The organism is Rhodococcus pyridinivorans, assembly GCF_900105195.1.
GTDB lineage: Bacteria > Actinomycetota > Actinomycetes > Mycobacteriales > Mycobacteriaceae > Rhodococcus > Rhodococcus pyridinivorans.
The window spans coordinates 2517928-2535881 of the sequence record NZ_FNRX01000002.1; the positions used below are offsets into that span (position 1 = coordinate 2517928).

Annotated in this window: 16 protein-coding genes; 9 read left to right on the forward strand and 7 right to left on the reverse strand. The window is 67.8% G+C overall.

What is annotated here, in order from left to right; translation table 11 throughout:
- The 3 genes from BLV31_RS12055 (at position 1) to dnaE (ending at position 5272) form a co-directional block, all read left to right on the forward strand.
- A complete protein-coding gene (locus tag BLV31_RS12055; protein ID WP_064061515.1) occupies positions 1-648 on the forward strand; it encodes a hypothetical protein in 648 nt (215 codons plus the stop codon).
- Between the two features lie 107 nt (positions 649-755).
- Positions 756-1697: an EamA family transporter RarD gene (rarD, locus tag BLV31_RS12060; RefSeq protein ID WP_371850684.1), complete on the forward strand. Its 942-nt coding sequence runs from the start codon at positions 756-758 to the stop codon at positions 1695-1697.
- 38 nt (positions 1698-1735) lie between these two features.
- Positions 1736-5272, forward strand: a complete 3537-nt coding sequence (dnaE, locus tag BLV31_RS12065; protein WP_019289741.1) for a DNA polymerase III subunit alpha — start codon at positions 1736-1738, stop codon at positions 5270-5272.
- Positions 5273-5338: 66 nt separating this feature from the next.
- On the opposite strand, the gene BLV31_RS12070 is transcribed toward dnaE, so the two are convergent.
- The gene (locus BLV31_RS12070; RefSeq protein ID WP_006554120.1) at positions 5339-5566 is read right to left on the reverse strand and encodes a hypothetical protein; all 228 of its coding nucleotides are present in this window, start codon (positions 5564-5566) and stop codon (positions 5339-5341) included.
- A 138-nt stretch (positions 5567-5704) separates the two neighbouring features.
- On the opposite strand from BLV31_RS12070, the gene BLV31_RS12075 reads away from it, so the two are divergent.
- Together BLV31_RS12075 and ilvA are read left to right on the forward strand one after the other, a co-directional pair.
- Complete coding sequence (locus BLV31_RS12075; RefSeq protein ID WP_006554119.1) at positions 5705-6148, forward strand: nitroreductase family deazaflavin-dependent oxidoreductase; 444 nt, start codon at positions 5705-5707, stop codon at positions 6146-6148.
- Between the two features lie 119 nt (positions 6149-6267).
- The gene (ilvA, locus tag BLV31_RS12080) at positions 6268-7593 is read left to right on the forward strand and encodes a threonine ammonia-lyase IlvA (RefSeq protein ID WP_064061514.1); all 1326 of its coding nucleotides are present in this window, start codon (positions 6268-6270) and stop codon (positions 7591-7593) included.
- A 35-nt stretch (positions 7594-7628) separates the two neighbouring features.
- Here the strand turns inward: ilvA and BLV31_RS12085 are convergent, their stop codons facing one another.
- Both BLV31_RS12085 and treZ read right to left on the reverse strand, forming a co-directional pair.
- Positions 7629-7904 (reverse strand): hypothetical protein, encoded by a 276-nt coding sequence (locus tag BLV31_RS12085; RefSeq protein WP_019289739.1) that lies wholly within the window; start codon positions 7902-7904, stop codon positions 7629-7631.
- Positions 7905-7991: 87 nt separating this feature from the next.
- The gene (gene treZ, locus BLV31_RS12090) at positions 7992-9740 is read right to left on the reverse strand and encodes a malto-oligosyltrehalose trehalohydrolase (protein WP_039585198.1); all 1749 of its coding nucleotides are present in this window, start codon (positions 9738-9740) and stop codon (positions 7992-7994) included.
- A 110-nt stretch (positions 9741-9850) separates the two neighbouring features.
- Here treZ and BLV31_RS12095 point away from each other — a divergent pair, with 110 nt between their 5' ends.
- On the forward strand, positions 9851-10522 hold the full coding sequence (locus BLV31_RS12095) for a TetR/AcrR family transcriptional regulator (protein ID WP_006554115.1): 672 nt from the start codon (positions 9851-9853) through the stop codon (positions 10520-10522).
- A gap of 10 nt (positions 10523-10532) precedes the next feature.
- Here BLV31_RS12095 and BLV31_RS12100 read toward each other — a convergent pair whose 3' ends face one another.
- Positions 10533-10946, reverse strand: coding sequence for a YchJ family protein (locus BLV31_RS12100; protein ID WP_033097615.1), 414 nt, complete (start codon positions 10944-10946; stop codon positions 10533-10535).
- A gap of 122 nt (positions 10947-11068) precedes the next feature.
- Here BLV31_RS12100 and BLV31_RS12105 point away from each other — a divergent pair, with 122 nt between their 5' ends.
- Complete coding sequence (locus BLV31_RS12105) at positions 11069-11554, forward strand: TIGR00725 family protein (RefSeq protein WP_006554113.1); 486 nt, start codon at positions 11069-11071, stop codon at positions 11552-11554.
- A gap of 131 nt (positions 11555-11685) precedes the next feature.
- On the opposite strand, the gene BLV31_RS12110 is transcribed toward BLV31_RS12105, so the two are convergent.
- Positions 11686-12150 carry an amidohydrolase family protein gene (locus tag BLV31_RS12110; RefSeq protein WP_235367100.1) on the reverse strand — a complete coding sequence of 155 codons (465 nt, stop codon included), beginning with the start codon at positions 12148-12150 and terminating at the stop codon, positions 11686-11688.
- A gap of 366 nt (positions 12151-12516) precedes the next feature.
- Between BLV31_RS12110 and BLV31_RS12115 the strand changes: the two genes are divergently transcribed.
- Positions 12517-12726 carry a helix-turn-helix transcriptional regulator gene (locus BLV31_RS12115; protein ID WP_019289735.1) on the forward strand — a complete coding sequence of 70 codons (210 nt, stop codon included), beginning with the start codon at positions 12517-12519 and terminating at the stop codon, positions 12724-12726.
- Positions 12727-12734: 8 nt separating this feature from the next.
- Positions 12735-13247, forward strand: coding sequence for a hypothetical protein (locus tag BLV31_RS12120; RefSeq protein ID WP_064061512.1), 513 nt, complete (start codon positions 12735-12737; stop codon positions 13245-13247).
- Here the strand turns inward: BLV31_RS12120 and treY are convergent.
- Together treY and glgX are read right to left on the reverse strand one after the other, a co-directional pair.
- Positions 13244-15637: a malto-oligosyltrehalose synthase gene (gene treY, locus BLV31_RS12125; RefSeq protein ID WP_072740437.1), complete on the reverse strand. Its 2394-nt coding sequence runs from the start codon at positions 15635-15637 to the stop codon at positions 13244-13246. The genes BLV31_RS12120 and treY overlap by 4 nt on opposite strands.
- A complete protein-coding gene (gene glgX / locus BLV31_RS12130; RefSeq protein ID WP_064061511.1) occupies positions 15634-17931 on the reverse strand; it encodes a glycogen debranching protein GlgX in 2298 nt (765 codons plus the stop codon). The genes treY and glgX overlap by 4 nt, the downstream gene beginning before the upstream one ends.
- Between the last annotated feature and the right edge of the window lie 23 nt (positions 17932-17954).

Here is a 17954-nt window from a genome sequence, read left to right on the forward strand (position 1 = left end):
ATGGGACGCGTCCTGCCCTGGGCGGCGGTCGTCGTTCTCGTCGTCGCCGTGCTCGTCGCCGGGTGGACCTCACCGCCGCGGCCGGCCCCGGTCGGCAGCGACACCCTCGGTCCCGACAACGGGGAAGCGGTCGCCGACTATCTGACACGGGCCGCGGACAGCCTGACCGAGGCCGAAGCGGACGGAGACCTCGAGCACTGGGGACTGGTGTCGTTCACCGACGCCGTCGGCATCGACCGGGTCGTCGAACTCACCGACGAGGTGCGCGTGGCGCAGGTGCTGTTCCGTGTGCCGATCGACCGCGTCCAGACACCACTGGTGCCGGTCGCGGTGCCGGAGAACTCGGAGGCGGTACGTCGTGCCCCCTCGGTCGCCGCGGGCCGGCTGAGCCTGGTGGAGTTCGGGACCGAACGCGCCGCGCGGGTCGGGGCGGTCTCCGCGCAGCGGCTCGCCGACGGCTGCGACTGCGTCGTCGCGGCGGTGCTCCGTGGCACTCCCTCACAGTTCCGGGCCGTCGCCGACGCCCCGGACGTGCGGGCCGTGGAGGTCCTGCCCGCAGACGCGATCGCGGGACGCTTCGCGGTGACCCCGCTGCTGCCCACCCACGTCGAGACGGTCGTGCCCGGCCCGGACGACGGGGAGGTGTGACGGTGCGGTGGATCCCGTCTCGGAACGAAAGTGTCTCGGAACGACAGTGTCTCGGAACGACAGTGTCTCGGAACGACAGCGCACCGGCGGAGCCGTAGGGTGAGCCGGTGAGCGACTCGGAGGATCGGAACGACTCGGGGCAGCGGAACATCGTGCGCACCGGGGTGCTGTGCGGTCTGGGTGCCTACGGATTGTGGGGACTGTTCCCCGCCTACTTCGGTCTGCTCGAACCCGCCGGCGCCGTCGAGATCCTCGCGCACCGCGTGCTGTGGACCCTCGTGCTCATGCTGATTGTACTGGGCGTCATGGGACGCCTCGGCACCCTGCGCGGCCTGTCGGCCCGCACCTGGGGCCTGGTCGCCGCGGCGTCCACCGCGATCGCGGTCAACTGGGGCGTCTACATCTACGGCGTCGTCTCGGGCCGGGTCGTGGAGACCGCACTCGGCTACTTCATCAACCCGCTCGTCAGCGTGGTGTTCGGTGTCCTGTTCTTCCGGGAACGATTGCGGCCGGCGCAGATCGCGGCGCTGGTGCTCGCGGTGTGCGCGGTGGTGGTCATCACCGTCGACTACGGCAGACCACCGATCATCGCCCTGACCCTGGCGCTGTCCTTCGCGTCCTACGGGGTGATCAAGAAGATCGTGCCGCTCGATCCGCGCACGTCCCTGACAGGGGAGGGGATCGTCGCGGCCCCGTTGGCGCTCGGGTACGTGATCTTCCTCGCGGTGACCGGCACCGGCACCTTCCTCGGGCACGGCGTGGATCACACGGCCCTGCTCGTATCGGCGGGGCTGGTGACCGCAGTGCCGCTGCTGCTCTTCGGCGCGGCCGCACAACGGGTCCCGCTCGCGACACTCGGCATGCTGCAGTACCTCACGCCGAGCCTGCAGATGACGTGGGGTGTGGTGGTGCTCGGGGAGGACATGCCCGCCTCGCGGTGGATCGGTTTCGTCCTGATCTGGATCGCCCTGGCGGTGTACAGCACGGACGCGCTCGTGCGGGCCCGTCGTCAGCGTGCCGTGGTCACTGCGGAGCCTCGCGCGGCTTAGACTCGTCTCTGCCCACAGACATCCCGGGAGAGGCACGCGTGGCTGACTCGTTCGTTCATCTGCACACCCACACCGAGTACTCGATGCTCGACGGTGCCGCGAAGGTCGGACCGTTGTTCAAGGAGGCCGAACGGCTGGGGATGCCGGCCGTGGGCATGACCGACCACGGAAACATGTACGGCGCCAGCGAGTTCTACAACGTCGCCAAGAAGTTCGGCATCAAGCCGATCATCGGCATCGAGGCGTACGTCGCGCCGGAGTCGCGCTTCTCCACCAAGCGTGTGCAGTGGGGTGATCCCGGCCAGAAGTCCGACGACGTCTCCGGCTCGGGTGCCTACACCCACATGACGATGGTCGCCGAGAACTCGACGGGCCTGCGGAACCTGTTCAAGCTGTCCTCCCTCGCATCGATCGAGGGTCAGCTCGGCAAGTGGGCCCGTATGGACGAAGAGCTCATCGCCCACCATCACGAGGGCATCATCGCCACGACCGGCTGCCCGTCGGGCGAGATCCAGACGCGCCTGCGCCTCGGCCACGAGCGCGAAGCGCTCGAAGCCGCCGCGAAGTGGCAGGAGATCTGGGGCAAGGACAACTTCTTCCTCGAGCTGATGGACCACGGCCTGTCCATCGAGCGTCGTGTGCGCGAGGGTCTGATCGAGATCGGCCGCAAGCTCGACATCCCGCCGCTGGTGACCAACGACTGCCACTACGTCACCAAGGATGCGGCCGCGAACCACGAGGCGCTGCTGTGCATCCAGACCGGTAAGACCCTCTCCGATCCCACCCGGTTCAAGTTCGACGGCGACGGCTATTACCTCAAGTCGGCGCAGGAGATGCGCGAGCAGTGGGACCGCGAGGTGCCGGGTGCGTGCGACAACACGCTGCTCATCGCCGAGCGCGTGCAGTCCTACGAGGACGTGTGGACCCACCGCGACCGGATGCCGATCTTCCCGGTGCCGGAAGGGGAGACGCAGGCGAGCTGGTTGCACAAGGAGGTCATGCGCGGCCTCGACCGTCGCTTCCCCGCCGGCCCGCCCCGCGAGTACGTCGAGCGCGCCGAGTACGAGATCAGCGTCATCAATCAGATGGGCTTCCCCGCCTACTTCCTCGTCGTCGGCGACCTCATCAACCACGCCCGCGAGGTCGGCATCCGCGTCGGCCCCGGCCGTGGTTCGGCCGCCGGTTCGCTCGTCGCCTACGCGATGGGCATCACCAACATCGACCCGATCCCGCACGGTCTGCTGTTCGAGCGGTTTCTCAACCCCGAGCGCGTGTCGATGCCCGATATCGATATCGACTTCGACGATCGTCGCCGCGGTGAGATGGTGCGCTACGCCACCGAGCGGTGGGGCAACGACAAGGTCGCCCAGGTCATCACGTTCGGCACCATCAAGACGAAGGCGGCGATCAAGGACTCCGCGCGAGTGCAGTTCGGCCAGCCCGGATTCGCGATCGCCGACCAGATCACCAAGGCACTTCCGCCGCCGATCATGGCGAAGGACATCCCGGTCTCGGGTATCACCGATCCGAGTCACGAGCGGTACAAGGAAGCTGCCGAGGTTCGTCAGCTGATCGAGTCCAACCCGGACATCAAGAAGATCTACGACACTGCGCTCGGGCTCGAGGGCCTGATCCGCAACGCCGGCGTCCACGCCTGCGCGGTGATCATGTCGTCCGAGCCGCTCATGGACGCGATCCCGCTGTGGAAGCGCGCGCAGGACGGCGCGATCATCACGGGCTGGGATTATCCGTCCTGCGAGGCCATCGGCCTGCTGAAGATGGACTTCCTCGGTCTGCGCAACCTCACCGTCATCGGCGACGCGATCGAGAACATCAAGGTCAACCGCGGGATCGATCTCGACCTCGACACCCTCCCGCTGGAGGATCCGGCGACCTACGAACTGCTCGCGCGTGGCGACACGCTCGGCGTGTTCCAGCTCGACGGCAGCGCCATGCGCGACCTGCTGCGCCGCATGCAGCCCACCGGCTTCGAGGACATCGTCGCGGTGCTCGCGCTGTACCGCCCCGGCCCGATGGGCATGAACGCGCACAACGACTACGCCGACCGCAAGAACGGGCGGCAAGAGGTCAAGCCGATCCACCCCGAGCTCGAGGAACCGCTGAAGGAGATCCTCGCCGACACCTACGGCCTGATCGTCTACCAGGAGCAGATCATGCAGATCGCTCAGAAGGTGGCCGGTTACTCGCTCGGACAGGCAGACCTGCTGCGTCGCGCGATGGGTAAGAAAAAGAAGGAGATCCTCGACGAGGCCTACGACGGCTTCGCGCAGGGCATGAAGGACAACGGCTTCTCGCAGGCGGCGATCACCGCGCTGTGGGACACCGTTCTGCCCTTCGCCGGTTACGCGTTCAACAAGTCGCACGCCGCCGGCTACGGCCTGGTCTCGTTCTGGACCGCCTACCTCAAGGCGAACTACCCGGCCGAGTACATGGCCGGTCTGCTCACCTCCGTCGGCGACGACAAGGACAAGGCCGCGGTCTATCTGTCCGACTGCCGCAAGATGGGCATCACGGTGCTGCCGCCGGACGTCAACGAGTCGCACACCAACTTCATGTCGGTGGGTGAGGACATCCGGTTCGGCCTCGGCGCCGTCCGCAACGTCGGCACGAACGTGGTCGCCTCGATCATCAAGGGGCGGGAGGAGAAGGGCCGCTACACCGACTTCTCCGACTATCTCAACAAGATCGACACCGTCGCGTGTTCGAAGAAGGTCACCGAATCCCTCATCAAGGCAGGTGCATTCGACTCGCTCGGACACCCGCGCAAGGGATTGATGCTCGTCCACGCCGACGCGATCGACGCGGTGATGAGCACGAAGAAGGCCGAGGCCATCGGCCAGTTCGACCTGTTCGGCGGCGACGACGCCGACGAGTCCGTCGCCGCGGTGTTCAACGTCCGCATCCCCGAGGAGGAATGGGACACCAAGCACCGCCTCGCCCTCGAACGGGAGATGCTCGGCCTGTACGTCTCCGGGCACCCGCTCAACGGCGTCGAGCACGTCCTCGCGTCCCAGGCCGACACCCAGATCCCCGCGATCCTCGAAGGCGCGCTCAAGGACGGCAGCCAGGTCACCGTCGGCGGCATCCTCGCCTCGGTGAACCGGCGCATCAACAAGAACGGTCTCGCCTGGGCGTCCGCGCAGCTCGAGGACCTCACCGGTGGCATCGAGGTGCTGTTCTTCCCACAGTCCTACGCCGTCTACGGCATGGACGTCGTGGAGGACTCGGTGGTGCTGGTCAAGGCCCGGGTGTCGATCCGTGACGACCGGATCTCCCTGATCGCCAACGATCTCGCCGTCCCCGACCTGTCGCAGATCGGCGTCGCGAAGCCGGTCTCGGTGTCGATGCCCACCCGGTTGTGCACCCCCGACAAGGTCGGTGCCCTCAAGAATGTGCTCACGCGCCATCCCGGTTCGTCCGACGTGCACGTGCGGCTCATCACCGGCAGCAAGGTCACCGTCCTCAAGCTCGACGACAGCCTGCGGGTCGAAGCGTCGTCGGCGCTCATGGGCGACCTCAAGGCCCTGCTCGGGCCGGGCTGCCTGGCGACCTAGCGGTCCGCCGCGCGGCACGAGCCCTTCGGTGAGCGCCGCGCGGGAAGCCGGGGTCGGCCGGTGCGTCTAGGAACGGAGTGCGTGCTGCTGGATCCTGCGGACCCACCACACGACGACGGTGACCGCAGCGGCACCGATGACGGCGCTCTGGGCGCTGGTGGTGACGACGAGGACCACGAGCAGGGTCAGGAGACCGGCCGCGAGTGCTTCGAGCTTGTACAGGGGCCAGATCGTGCCGGCGATGTCCACACCGTCGGTGCGCTCACGGTGTATCCGGGGGTCGAGCACGGACATCGCGGTGCACCTCCTGTAGGCCGAGCGACTGTAGGCCGGGCAGAATTCTTTCTTCAGGATAGGCGCAGGGAAGAGTTCGGGCCACCGAACTCGACGATCGGGCGGCGACTGCTACAACGATTGTGTTGACTGGTCGGTATGCCACTGCACGGAGAGTACGAACCGAGTCCCGTCGAATGGAGCGCCAAGCAGGTCGAGGAGTACGAGTCGTCGGGCGGAACCCGCGGCACCACCCTCCAGGGTCGACCGGTCATCATCCTGACCACGGTCGGCGCCAAGTCCGGCAAGCTCCGCAAGATCCCTCTCATGCGGGTCGAGCACGAGGGTAGGTACGCCGCTGTCGCCTCGCTCGGCGGTGCACCGAAGCATCCCGTTTGGTACCACAACATCGTCGCGAACCCGCACGTCGAGGTCAGGGACCGCACCGAGGTGTGGGACATGACCGCCCGCGAGGTCCACGGCGAGGAGAAGGCGCAGTGGTGGGAACGTGCCGTCGAGGCGTTCCCGCCCTACGCGGAGTACCAGGAGAAGACCGACCGCGAGATCCCCGTCTTCGTTCTCGAACCGGTCGAAGGCCCGTAGACCGAGCACGCTCGGACGGACTGTGCTGCTACCCCCTCGATGCGGATCCCGCCGTGGTGGTCGAATCGGGGGAGTGGCAGCATTGACGGGTGACCTCCACTTCGCGAACAGCAGAACCGATGACTCTGACCGCCGTGCCCCGCGCGGCCGACATCGATGCGGCTGCCGAGCGAATTTCGGAGGCGGTCGACCCAACGCCGCTCGAGCGCAGCCCTCGACTCTCGGCGCTCGTAGGCGCCAACGTCTACCTCAAGCGGGAGGACCTCACCCGGGTGCGGTCCTTCAAGCTCCGTGGGGCGTACAACGCCATGGCGCAGCTCGACGCGGCCGAGCGCGCCGCGGGCGTCGTCACGGCCAGCGCCGGTAATCACGCGCAGGGTGTCGCCTACGCGTGCCGGGTGATGGGAATCCAGGGCCGGATCTACGTGCCCACCCGCACTCCCAAGCAGAAGCGCGATCGGATCCGTGTCCACGGCGGCGACAGCGTCGAACTCATCGGTGTCGGCGACACCTTCGACGCCGCGGCCGCAGCGGCAGCCGACGATGCGATCCGCACCGGTGCGACGATGATCCCGCCCTTCGACGACGCCCGCACCGCTGCCGGGCAGGGCACCATCGCGCGCGAGGTCCTCGAACAGCTCGACGGCGATCTCGACGTCGTGCTCGTCCCCGTGGGCGGGGGCGGCCTCATCGCCGGTGTCGCCGCCTATCTGCGCGAGCGGTCCCCACGCACGTCGATCGTCGGCGTCGAGCCGGCGGGTGCAGCGTCGATGACCGCCGCGCTGGTCGCGGGCGGTCCCGTCACGCTGCCGGAGGTCGAGCCGTTCGTCGACGGCGCTGCGGTCAAGCGGATCGGCGACGTCCCCTACGCCGTGGTCTCCGAACTCGGTGCCGAGGTCGTGTCCCATTCGAGCCTGCCGCTCGTGGCTACGCTGCGCCGGGAGGGGCTCGGCCGGGCCCCGTTCGGGATGACCCAGATCGACGAGGGTGCGCTGTGCACCACGATGCTCGATCTGTACCAGAACGAGGGCATCATCGCCGAGCCCGCCGGCGCCCTGTCGGTCGCTGCCCTCGAGTCGATCTCGGTGCAGCCCGGAGCGAACGTGGTGTGCCTGGTGTCGGGCGGCAACAATGACGTCTCACGCTACGGCGAGATCATCGAGCGGTCGCTCGTCCACCGCGGGCTCAAACACTATTTCCTCGTGGACTTCCCCCAGGAGCCCGGCGCACTGCGGCGGTTCCTGGACGAAGTCCTCGGACCGGACGACGACATCACCCTGTTCGAGTACGTCAAGCGCAACAACCGGGAGACCGGCGCTGCCCTCGTCGGTATCGAACTGGGTGCCGCGGAAGACCTTTCGGCTCTGCTCAATCGCATGGACGCGTCGCCGATCGACGCGCAGCGACTCGAGCCGGGGTCGCCGGCCTACCGTTATCTGACGTAACCGGGTGGCCCGGTCACGTCACGGTTGGTGTGCGGTCACCAGCGATTGCACACCAGCCATGGGCCCCACCAATAGCAGTCGGGCCGCCAGTAGTGGTTCCGGTGATGGTCGCGGTCGTACTTCTTGTCGTGATGGTTGTAGTTCTTGTCGTGATCGTGGTGGTCGTACTTTCCGTGGTCGTCGTGTCCTCCGCTGACATTCACGATCCCGGGTGCTGTGTCGACGGTGGGGGTCGCCGATGCGACTCCGGCGGGAGCGAGGACGAGGGCGGTGCTGAGGAATACACTCGCCAGAATCTTCTTGGGTTGCATGGTGATTCACCTCGAGAATTCGAAGGTACTTGAGACGGTACTCGCCCACTCGTGGCATAATCAACGACTTTTTTCGCCTGACGAACGTTATCGGCGGGGCATCTCGGGAGCCTCCAGGATCGCGAAGGACCAGCCCGGGATCAACACTGCGGACTCGGTACGGTTGACCACCGGTTCGTCCCACCAGAGCAGTGGTTTCCCGCCGACCGGCACGGTGACGGGGTCGGGTCCGAGATTGCACGCCACGCGCAGCGCCCCGCGGTGCACGACGAGCCATTTCTCGTCCTCGTCGTACGTCACGTGCACGTGCTCGAGCCAGGGATCGGTGAGCTCGGCACGGTCCCGCCGGAGCGCGATGAGCGCGCGGTAGCACTCCAGCAACCGGGCGTGCCCGCCCTCGTCGCGTTCGTCCCAGCGCAGCTTCGAGCCGATGAAGGTCTCCGGAGCCTGCGGGTCGGGTACGTCGGCGGCGTCCCAGCCGTGTTCGGCGAACTCGCGCCGGCGACCCTCGACCACGGCCGCGGCGAGTTCCGGTTCGGGATGCGACGTGAAGTACCGGAAGGGTGTGCTCGCACCCCACTCCTCGCCCATGAACAACATCGGCGTGAACGGGGACGTGAGCACGAGCGCCGCCTTGAGGGCGAGCTGACCGGGCTCGAGATAGGCACCCGGCCGGTCGCCGAGCGCCCGGTTGCCGACCTGATCGTGCGTGCAGGTGTAGGCGACCAGACCGCTCGCCGGCGTGCGCCGGGTGTCGAGCGGGCGCCCGTGGACCCGGCCGCGGAAGCTCGAATACGTCCCGGCGTGGAAGAAGCCGTGCCCGAGCGTGTACGCGAGGCAGTCCAGCGAACCGAAGTCGCCGTAGTAGCCCTGCCGTTCACCGGACACCGCCGCGTGGATCGCGTGGTGGACGTCGTCGGCCCACTGCGCGTGCAGTCCGTATCCACCGCCGGGCCGGGGAGTGATCAGCTTCGGATCGTTGAGGTCCGATTCGGCGATCAACGACAGGGGGCGGCCGAGATGGGCGGACAGGCGGAACGTCTCGACCGACAGTTCCTCGAGGAGGTGTGTGGCGGTGTGGTCGATCAGCGCGTGCACGGCGTCGAGCCGGAGGGCGTCGATGTGGAAGTCGCGGAACCAGCGCAGCGCATTGTCGAGGATGTACCGGCGCACCTCCCCGGATCCGGGACCGTCGAGGTTGATGTTGTCGCCCCAGATTCCCGGGGCCGCGGAGAGATAGGGACCGAAGCGGCCCAGATAGTTCCCCGACGGACCGAGATGGTTGTAGACGACGTCGAGTGCCACCGCCAGTCCGCGCGCGTGGGCGGCGTCGACGAAACGCTGCAGGGCATCGGGGCCACCGTAGGGTTCGTGCACCGCGTACCAGAGCACGCCGTCGTAGCCCCATCCGTGGGTGCCGTTGAACGCGTTGAGCGGCATGAGTTCGACGAACTCGACACCGAGGTCCACGAGTTCGTCGAGACGGTCGATCGCCGAGTCGAGTGTGCCCTCGGGGGTGAAGGTCCCCACGTGCATCTCGTAGACGATGCTTCCTGTCAGTTGCCGGCCGGTCCAGCCGTGGTCGGTCCACTTCGTCTCGTCGAGCACGTGGAGCTGCGACGGCTCGTGCACGCCCTCCGGCTGCCGCGGAGATCGCGGGTCGGGAAGGACCGTCCCGGTGTCGTCGTCGAGCACGAAACCGTATCGGGTGTCGGGAGCGACGCCGACGGTGGTGCGCCACCAGCCGTCGTCGCCGCGTTGCATGTCGTGGAACCGTCCGTCGGCGAACAGTCGGACGGACGACGGGATCGGAGCCCAGACCTCGAAGGTGTGCACTCGACCAGCATGCCGTGTCGGAGGCGTCGGTGCAGGGGATGGCGCCACCGGCGTACCACCCTGCCGCGCGTCAATTTTGTTGCAGCTGCAATGCACTCGATACTGGGGGAGTGAACCCGAATCCCGAGCGAGCCCGCCGACGGTACACCTCGCCGTTGCGGGAGGAAGCGGCCCGCCGAACCCGCGAGACGATCCGCGACGCCGCGGCGCGGCTGTTCGTTCGCGACGGCTACGTCAGCACCACCGTCAAGAACATCGCGGACGAAGCGGGTGTGGCGGTGCGGACGGTGTTCACCGCCTTCCCCGGCGGCAAGGCGGAGATCTTCCGCGAGGCGCTCGATCACGCGGTGGCCGGCGACGGCGATCCGCGCGCGAGCGAGGCGACAGATCCGGAACCGTCCCATGCCGGCGGCGTGGTCTCGCACGTCGACCTCGTGGTCGAGCAGGTGGTCCGCTACGGCACCGCGATGCTCGAACGCGCGGGCGGGCTGCTCATGACCTCCGTGGAATCATCGGGGGCGGACCCCGACATGCGTCGTTTCGCCGCGGACGACGCGAAGGCGACGGCCGAGAACGCCCGCACCCTCGCGGAAGGACTCGAACATGCCGGCTGGCTGCGCGAGGACGTCACCGTCGAGCACGCGGCCGATGTCCTGTTCACCCTGAGTTCCCCACAGGTGCACGCGCTGCTGAGGCGAGACCGCGGATGGGACGTCGACCAGTACCGTCAGTGGCTCTCGGGAACGCTGCGCGCGACGCTGTTGCGACGAACGGCGCCGTGACGGAGTCGGTTCAGTCGTCGCCGCAGTCGTCGAGGTAGAGCCACTCGCCGTCCTCCCGCACGAACCGGCTGTGCTCGCGCATCGAGTCGGGCACCCCGTCCGCCGTCCAGTGCGCGCGGAAGTCCACCGTGCCGGTCGTATGCAGGAATCCGCCTCCGGTGATGTGCAGGACCTCGAGCCCGGTCCAGCGCTGACCGGGGTCGAACTCGATCGAGCGCGGACGTGTGGACGGGTGCCAGGTGCGCAGCAGGTGCGCCGCGTCGCGCGTCGCGAATGCCGTGTACCGCGAACGCATCAGCCGTTCGGCGGTGGGCGCGCTCGCACCGGCCAGCAGCGGCCCGCAGCATTCGGACAGGGGAACGCCGCGACCGCACGGGCACGGGGAATCCGGGCGGGTGTCGGTGCTGCGGTCGGCTCTGCTCATGGCCACAGTCTCCCCCGATGGGCTCGATCGCCCGGCCTCGGGGCGGTCAGAGCGGGAGCGGACGATGCCGGGCGTGAATGATGTTCTCGGACCGCGCGCTCCGGAGCGCTCCGTGATGCAGAATGCCGGACATGAATGCGCAGCGCTATGTCGGGGTCGTGGGGCCGGGTGAAGCCACGCCCGAACAGCGACGCCTCGCCCGCCAGGTCGGGGGACTCCTCGCCGGACGCCGGGCCGTCGTGGTCACCGGCGGTCTCGGTGGGGTGATGGCGGCAGCCTGCCGTGGCGCTGTGGAAGCCGGTGGGACGACCCTCGGCCTGCTGCCCGGAGACGACCGTGCCGAGGGCAATCCCTATCTGACGGTGGCCGTTCCCACGGGCCTCGGAGAGATGCGCAACGCGCTGCTCGTGCGCAGCAGCGACGCGTTGATCGCGGTGGGTGGAAGCTGGGGCACCATGAGCGAGATCGCGCTCGCGGTCCGCATCGGTGTTCCGGTCATCGCGATCGGCGGTTGGCGGATGCCCGCCGCCGGAGTGCTCGACGTCGAATCGCCCGCCGAGGCCGTCGAGTGCCTGCACGCACTGTTGTGGCGCAAGGACCCGATGTGAGCCGACCGTGACGACGCAGTAGGCACGACACCGTAGACGCGACGCAGTAGGCACGACACCGTAGACGCGACGATGCCCGCCGATCCGGATCGGCGGGCATCGTCTGTTGTGGACTCCTGTGGAGCAGGAATCTACGAGCCGGAGTTGGTGAGCTCGTAACGGCGGCGGTACTCCTCCTGGGACGTCTCGCTGATGTCGACGTCGGTGGCGCGGGCGCGCAGGGCGTCGACGGTGGCCTCCTCACGCGGGATGTGCTCGAAGGGATCCCAGTCGAAGAACTTCGCGGTGTTGGCGAAGGTGATCTTGTCGATCTCCTCGTCGGTGCATTCGCATGCGTCGAGTTCCTCCTCGAGCATCTCGGGGGAGTTCGGCCACGTCGAGTCGGAGTGCGGGTAGTCGCATTCCCACGCGATGGTGTCGACGCCGAGCCGGTGACGGTTGTTCAGTCCGCTCGGTTCGGTGATGTAGCAGGCGAGGAAGTTCTTGCGCCACACGTCCGTCGGGCTCATGCCGGCCGGCAGGAAGCTGGTGCCGGTCCGGGACTGGTTGACGACGTGGTCGTCGATGCTGATCATCACCATGTCTTCGGCCTTCATCGAAACCTCTCTCTGACTGCGCAAAGTCCTGCCGGCGACGGCGCTCGCGATGAGGACTAGATCTTCCGTGCTCGAGAACGTAAACCAAGGACTGCTGCGTATCGCGTGGATTCCGTAGGTGACGATCCTGAATTCACCCCTCGTCGGGATCGGATCTTGCTCGGAAATCCCGGCATTGTTGCATGATTCGCCGAAGGGTGGAACGGTGACGGAACCTTCGACCGTGAGAATGTAATTCTCCATTTCGTGATCGACTACGCCGAGGGGTGATTGCATGTCCGGCCCGACGGGTGTGCCGGGGTGGTTCGGTAATCGAAAATGACAAGAATGCTTGACATGGAATGACAAGCAGAGTTTACTTTTGGTGTGACCGACACACCGAGGAGCAACCGGGTCCGCGAATTCCGCAAGAAAGCGGGACTCACCCAGGCCGCGCTCGGCGACGCGGTCGGCGTCAGCAGACAGAGCATCGTCTCGACGGAGAAGGGTGACTACGCGCCCAGCGTGTACCTCGCCCTGCGTCTCGCCCTCAGACTCGACAGCACGGTCGAGGAACTGTTCCCGCTCACCACCTAGGAGCCCTCATGACGGTCTTCGTGAGAACCGCGCGCTTCATCGGCGATCTGGACGACGAATTCTACCGCGACGAACGTCAGCGAGACGTCTGGAACGAAGCATCGGCGGTGGGATTCCAGTTGTCCCTGTGGATCGCGCTGGTGGCGGCGGCGCTGCTCCCGTGGCTCGCCGGCCGGCCCGGGGCGTGGACGGCACTGGGCATCCTCGTGGCCTGGTTCGTCGTGTCGATCGTGACCCAGTTGTACGCGCGGCAACGCGACGTCGACCTGTACGCCACCGCGAAACTGTGGCGACCCCGCAGTGCCGCCGCCGCCGCGCTCTATCTCGTCGGCGTCGCCGGCATCTTCCTCCGCCTGCGTTACGAGAGCCATCCTTTCGAGAACGACGCCGCGACCTGGGCGGGGCGCGTCGTCGGCGCGGCGGTCGCCATCGTCCTCGCAGGACTGGTTCTCGCCTGGAGTCGGCGACGCACCCAGCGCCGGCTCGACGCGGAGGAAGCGCTCGACGCGCTCGAGGACTAACGCGCGCGGACGAGTGCTGCGACCGGCTGGGAGTCGAGCAGATCGGCCACCCGCACCCGACCGGTGAAGGAGCGTCCGGTCAAGGCATCCGACCAATCGCCGTCCGGCAGGTCGACGGTCGTGTCCTTCCACCCCGAACGCGACAGCGCCACGGTGCGGCGGGAAGCCACCGCGAGGACATCGAGGTCGTCCGACGCCGGACCGCGGCCGAACGCGAGCAGGTGCTCGGCGGCCGGGCCGGTGGCGAGGACCGGAACGTACGCGCCACCGACGAAGCTCGCCGGTCGTTCGCGGCGCAACCGGAGCGCGGTGCGCACGATCGTGAACTTCGCCGGCGCCGAATCAGGGGCGTCGAGCAGCCGCCGTCGGACGTCGAACTCCACCGGCCGCCGGTTGTCCGGATCGACGAGCGAGTCGTCCCACAGTTCGGTGCCCTGATAGACGTCGGGGACGCCGGGGCCGAGCAGTTGCAACAGTTTCTGGCCGCACGAGACGGCCGCGACGTGCGGTTCGACCTCGGTCACGAAAGCGGTGAGCTCACCCGCGACCGGTCCGTCGATCACCGCGTCCAGCCAGCTGCCCACCGCGGTCTCGAATTCCTCGTCGACCTCGGTCCACGTGGTGCGGGTTCCGTTCTCGCGCAGCGCCTTCTGCGCGTAGGCATGTACCCGTTCGCGCAGTTCGTCGGTCACCACTCCGTCGAGCGGCCAGACTCCGAACAGGGTCTGCCACAGGAACAGTCCGATCGCCGGATCCGGTGCGGGCGCCGACTCGTTCCACTGCCCGAGCCGACGGGACCACACGTCGGCGACCTGCGAGAGCACACCGATCCGCGCCCGGACGTCCTCGCTGCGTTTGGTGTCGTGGGTCGACAGGGTGGTCATCGCCCGCGGCCAGTGCCGTGCCCGCTGGGTCCACGCGAGGTGGAACTCGGCCGGGGTGGCCGAGAAACGGCCGGGTTGCCCGCCCACCTCCTGCAGCGAGATCAGCCGCGCCGCCCGATAGAACAGGCAGTCCTCGACCGCCTTGGCCGTCGCGGCACCGCACACCTGGCCGAAGCGGGACGCGGCCTCACCGCCGAGGGCCATCGCCCGGGCGAACACCGCGAGCGCAGGATCGAGCGCGGGTTGCGTCCGCGCGAGGTCGCCGACGATGCGCGGCACCAGGGTTGCGAGCGGCGCGTAGTCGGCGCGGTAGACGGGAAGCTGTGCGGCGACTGCCATCACGGCCTCGCGCAGCGCCGCGTCGTCGCAGCCGGTGTCGCCGGTCTCGCGTCGGATCGCCCGCACGAGGCGGCGCACCTCCGGCGCGAGCCCGCTGCCGAGCACCGATCGTTTGAGGTCGTGTTCGCGGGCGTGCAGCCACGGCGCGTCGCCTTCGGCGCCGGTGAACCTGCGCGACAGGGCGTTCAGCTCCGACTCGCCGGACGGATCGACGAACACCGTCGACAGTTCGCCGAGTGCGTCGTAGCCGGTGGTGCCGTCCACCGGCAGCGTCGCATCCAGCGGTTCGGCATCGCCGAGGATCTTCTCGATCACGAGCCACCGCTCGGGGCCGATCACCTCGCGCAGGCGCGCGAGATAACCGGACGGATCGGCGAGACCGTCCGGATGGTCGACGCGGATCCCGTCGACCAGATCGTCGGCGATCCACGACGCGACCTGCTCGTGCGTCGCGTCGAACACCGCGGGATCCTCCACCCGCACCGCGGCGAGATCGTCGACGGTGAAGAAGCGGCGGTATCCGATCAACCCCGAGTTCCACGCCACGAGCCGGTAGGCCTGCCGCGCGTGGACCTCCTCACCGGTGCCCTCGTCGGTCCCGGGAGCGATCGGGAATCGCTTGTCGTAGTAGGCGAGCATCGGCTCGTCGCCGGAGCGGTCGACGGTCAGCTCCTGCACCGCGTCGTCCGATCCGAGCACCGGCAGAGCGATCCGACCGTCCACACCGTTGTCACCAGCGAGGTCGAGATCGAAGAACGACGCGTAGCGCGATCCGGAGCCGTGCTTCAGGACGTCCCACCACCACGCGTTCTGACGTGGGTCGGCCACCCCGACATGGTTGGGGACGATGTCGACGACCAGCCCCATGCCCCGTGCGCGTGCCTCCCGCGACAACCGTTCCAGACCCTCGCGTCCCCCGAGCGACTCGGAGACCGTGCCGGGATCGACCACGTCGTATCCGTGGGTGGACCCGATCGTCGCGCTGAGGACGGGGGAGAGGTAGACGTGCGAGACACCCAGGGCGTCGAGGTAGTCGAGCAGGGCGACGGCGTCGGCGAAGGTGCACTCGTCGCCGCGCATCTGGAGTCGGTAGGTGGACAACACCGGCGCAGTATTCCCCGCGCCGGCGCCGTTCACACCTGCCGACTCCGTACCGCCGGTGGTCACCGGGTCTTCCGGAGCACCAGAACCGAGCGTGCCTGCACCCCGACCGGCTTACCGGCGACGACCGTCTCCTCGCGCAGACCGTCGGGAACGTCGGTGTCGAGCGCGACCGTCCATTCCTCGGCGTGCGGGCCGTCGGGGGTGACGAACTCGATCGGTTCGTGATGGGCGTTGAAGCACATCAGGAACGAGTCGTCGACGACGCGCTGCCCCCGCTGATCGGGTTCGGGGATGCCCTCGCCGTTGAGGAAGACCGCGAGCGACTTGCCGAAACCGCTGTCCCAGTCCTCGGGCATCATCTCGTCGCCGGCCGGTGTGCGCCACGCGATGTCGCGGGACTGATCACCGCTGCGGATGGGCCGGCCCTCGAAGAACCTGCGACGACGGAAGACAGGGTGGTCGGTGCGCAGCGCGATCACGTTGCGGGTGAACGCGACCAGGTCGGCGTTGGACTCGGCGAGCGACCAGTCCACCCACGAGAGTTCGTTGTCCTGGCAGTACACGTTGTTGTTGCCCTGCTGGGTGCGACCGAACTCGTCGCCGTGGGCGAGCATCGGCGTGCCCTGCGACAGGATCAGCGTCGCGAGCATGTTGCGCTGCTGGCGCCCGCGCAGCGCGAGGACCTCGGGATCGTCCGTGGGGCCTTCCACACCGCAGTTCCACGACCGGTTGTGCGACTCACCGTCGCGATTGTCCTCGCCGTTGGCATCATTGTGTTTCTCGTTGTACGACACCAGATCCGCGAGGGTGAACCCGTCGTGGGCGGTGACGAAGTTGACCGACGCGCCGGGACGGCGGCCGGTGTCCTCGTACAGATCCGACGAGCCGGTCAGGCGCGACGCGAACTCGCCGAGGGTGGCCGGTTCGCCGCGCCAGTAGTCGCGGACCGTGTCGCGGTACTTGCCGTTCCACTCCGTCCACTGACCGGGGAAGTTGCCCACCTGGTAACCGCCCTCACCGATATCCCACGGCTCGGCGATGAGCTTGACCTGCGAGACCACCGGATCCTGCTGGACGAGATCGAAGAAGGCCGACAGCCGGTCGACGTCGTGCAGCTCGCGCGCCAGGGTCGACGCGAGATCGAACCGGAAGCCGTCGACGTGCATCTCGGTCACCCAGTAGCGCAGCGAGTCCATGATCAGCTGCAGGGTGTGCGGGTGACGGGCGTTGAGGCTGTTGCCCGTTCCCGTGTAGTCCATGTAGTAGGCCTTGTCGTCGTCGACGAGGCGGTAGTAGGCGGCGTTGTCGATGCCGCGGAAGCAGATGGTGGGACCGAGATGGTTCCCCTCGGCGGTGTGGTTGTAGACCACGTCGAGGATCACCTCGATGCCCGCCTCGTGGAAGGCCCGCACCATCGCCTTGAACTCGGCGACCACGGCGCTCGGCTTGGTCGACGACGAGTACTCGGCGTGCGGCGCGAAGAACCCGAAGGTGTTGTACCCCCAGTAGTTCCGCAGCCCCTGGTCGAGCAGCACCTGGTCGTGCATGAACTGGTGCACGGGCATCAGTTCGATCGCGGTGACGCCGAGATCGAGGAGATGGTCGATGATCGCCGGGTGCGCGAGACCGGCGTAGGTGCCCCGCATGTGTTCGGGGACGTCCGGATGCGTGGCCGTCATGCCTTTGACGTGGGCCTCGTAGATGACCGTCTCGTTGTAGGGGCGGCGGGGATGACGATCCGTCGCCCAATCGAAGAACGGGTTGATCACCACGGTCGTCATGGTGTGGCCCAGCGAATCCAGGCCGGGAAGCTCTGCGGCGGCGTCGGAGGTCTGCCCCGTCGCGATCGCCTCGGGCTCGGCGTCGTCGGTGGACACGGCGTCGCCGGTGTCGGTGTCCTCGGTGTCGGTGTCCTCGGTGTCGTCCGTGCTCTCGTCCGAGGCGCTGTCGGCCACGGGCTCGGCACCGGGCAGCGGGTACGAGAACAGCGACGGGTCGCCGTCGAACGACCCGTCGAACGCCTTCCCGTACGGGTCGAGGAGCAGCTTGCTCGGATCGCACCGGTGACCGTTCTCCGGATCGAACGGACCGTGCACGCGGTAGCCGTAACGCTGGCCGGGGGAGACCGTCGGAAGGTAGGCGTGCCAGACGTAACCGTCCACCTCCTCGAGCGGGATGCGGGTCTCGGTCCCGTCACGGGAGATCAGGCACAGCTCGACCTTCTCGGCGATCTCGGAGAACAGTGCAAAGTTCGTGCCCGCCCCGTCGTAGGTCGCGCCGAGGGGATAAGGGGATCCCGGCCACACTTCCAGGGGCTCGGGCATCTCGTCGCTGGCGCTCGCTTCGGTGGTCTCCATGCCCGCCAACAGTAGTCTTCCGG

Coding starts and splice junctions, on each gene's coding strand:
- BLV31_RS12055 (WP_064061515.1), top strand. CDS start 1: ATGGGACGCGTCCTGCCCTGGGCGGCGGTCGTCGTTCTCGTCGTCGCC.
- BLV31_RS12070 (WP_006554120.1), bottom strand. CDS start 5,566: ATGTCCGTGCTCGACCCCCGGATACACCGTGAGCGCACCGACGGTGTG.
- BLV31_RS12075 (WP_006554119.1), top strand. CDS start 5,705: ATGCCACTGCACGGAGAGTACGAACCGAGTCCCGTCGAATGGAGCGCC.
- ilvA (WP_064061514.1), top strand. CDS start 6,268: ATGACTCTGACCGCCGTGCCCCGCGCGGCCGACATCGATGCGGCTGCC.
- BLV31_RS12085 (WP_019289739.1), bottom strand. CDS start 7,904: ATGCAACCCAAGAAGATTCTGGCGAGTGTATTCCTCAGCACCGCCCTC.
- BLV31_RS12100 (WP_033097615.1), bottom strand. CDS start 10,946: ATGAGCAGAGCCGACCGCAGCACCGACACCCGCCCGGATTCCCCGTGC.
- BLV31_RS12105 (WP_006554113.1), top strand. CDS start 11,069: ATGCCGGACATGAATGCGCAGCGCTATGTCGGGGTCGTGGGGCCGGGT.
- BLV31_RS12110 (WP_235367100.1), bottom strand. CDS start 12,150: ATGAAGGCCGAAGACATGGTGATGATCAGCATCGACGACCACGTCGTC.
- BLV31_RS12120 (WP_064061512.1), top strand. CDS start 12,735: ATGACGGTCTTCGTGAGAACCGCGCGCTTCATCGGCGATCTGGACGAC.
- glgX (WP_064061511.1), bottom strand. CDS start 17,931: ATGGAGACCACCGAAGCGAGCGCCAGCGACGAGATGCCCGAGCCCCTG.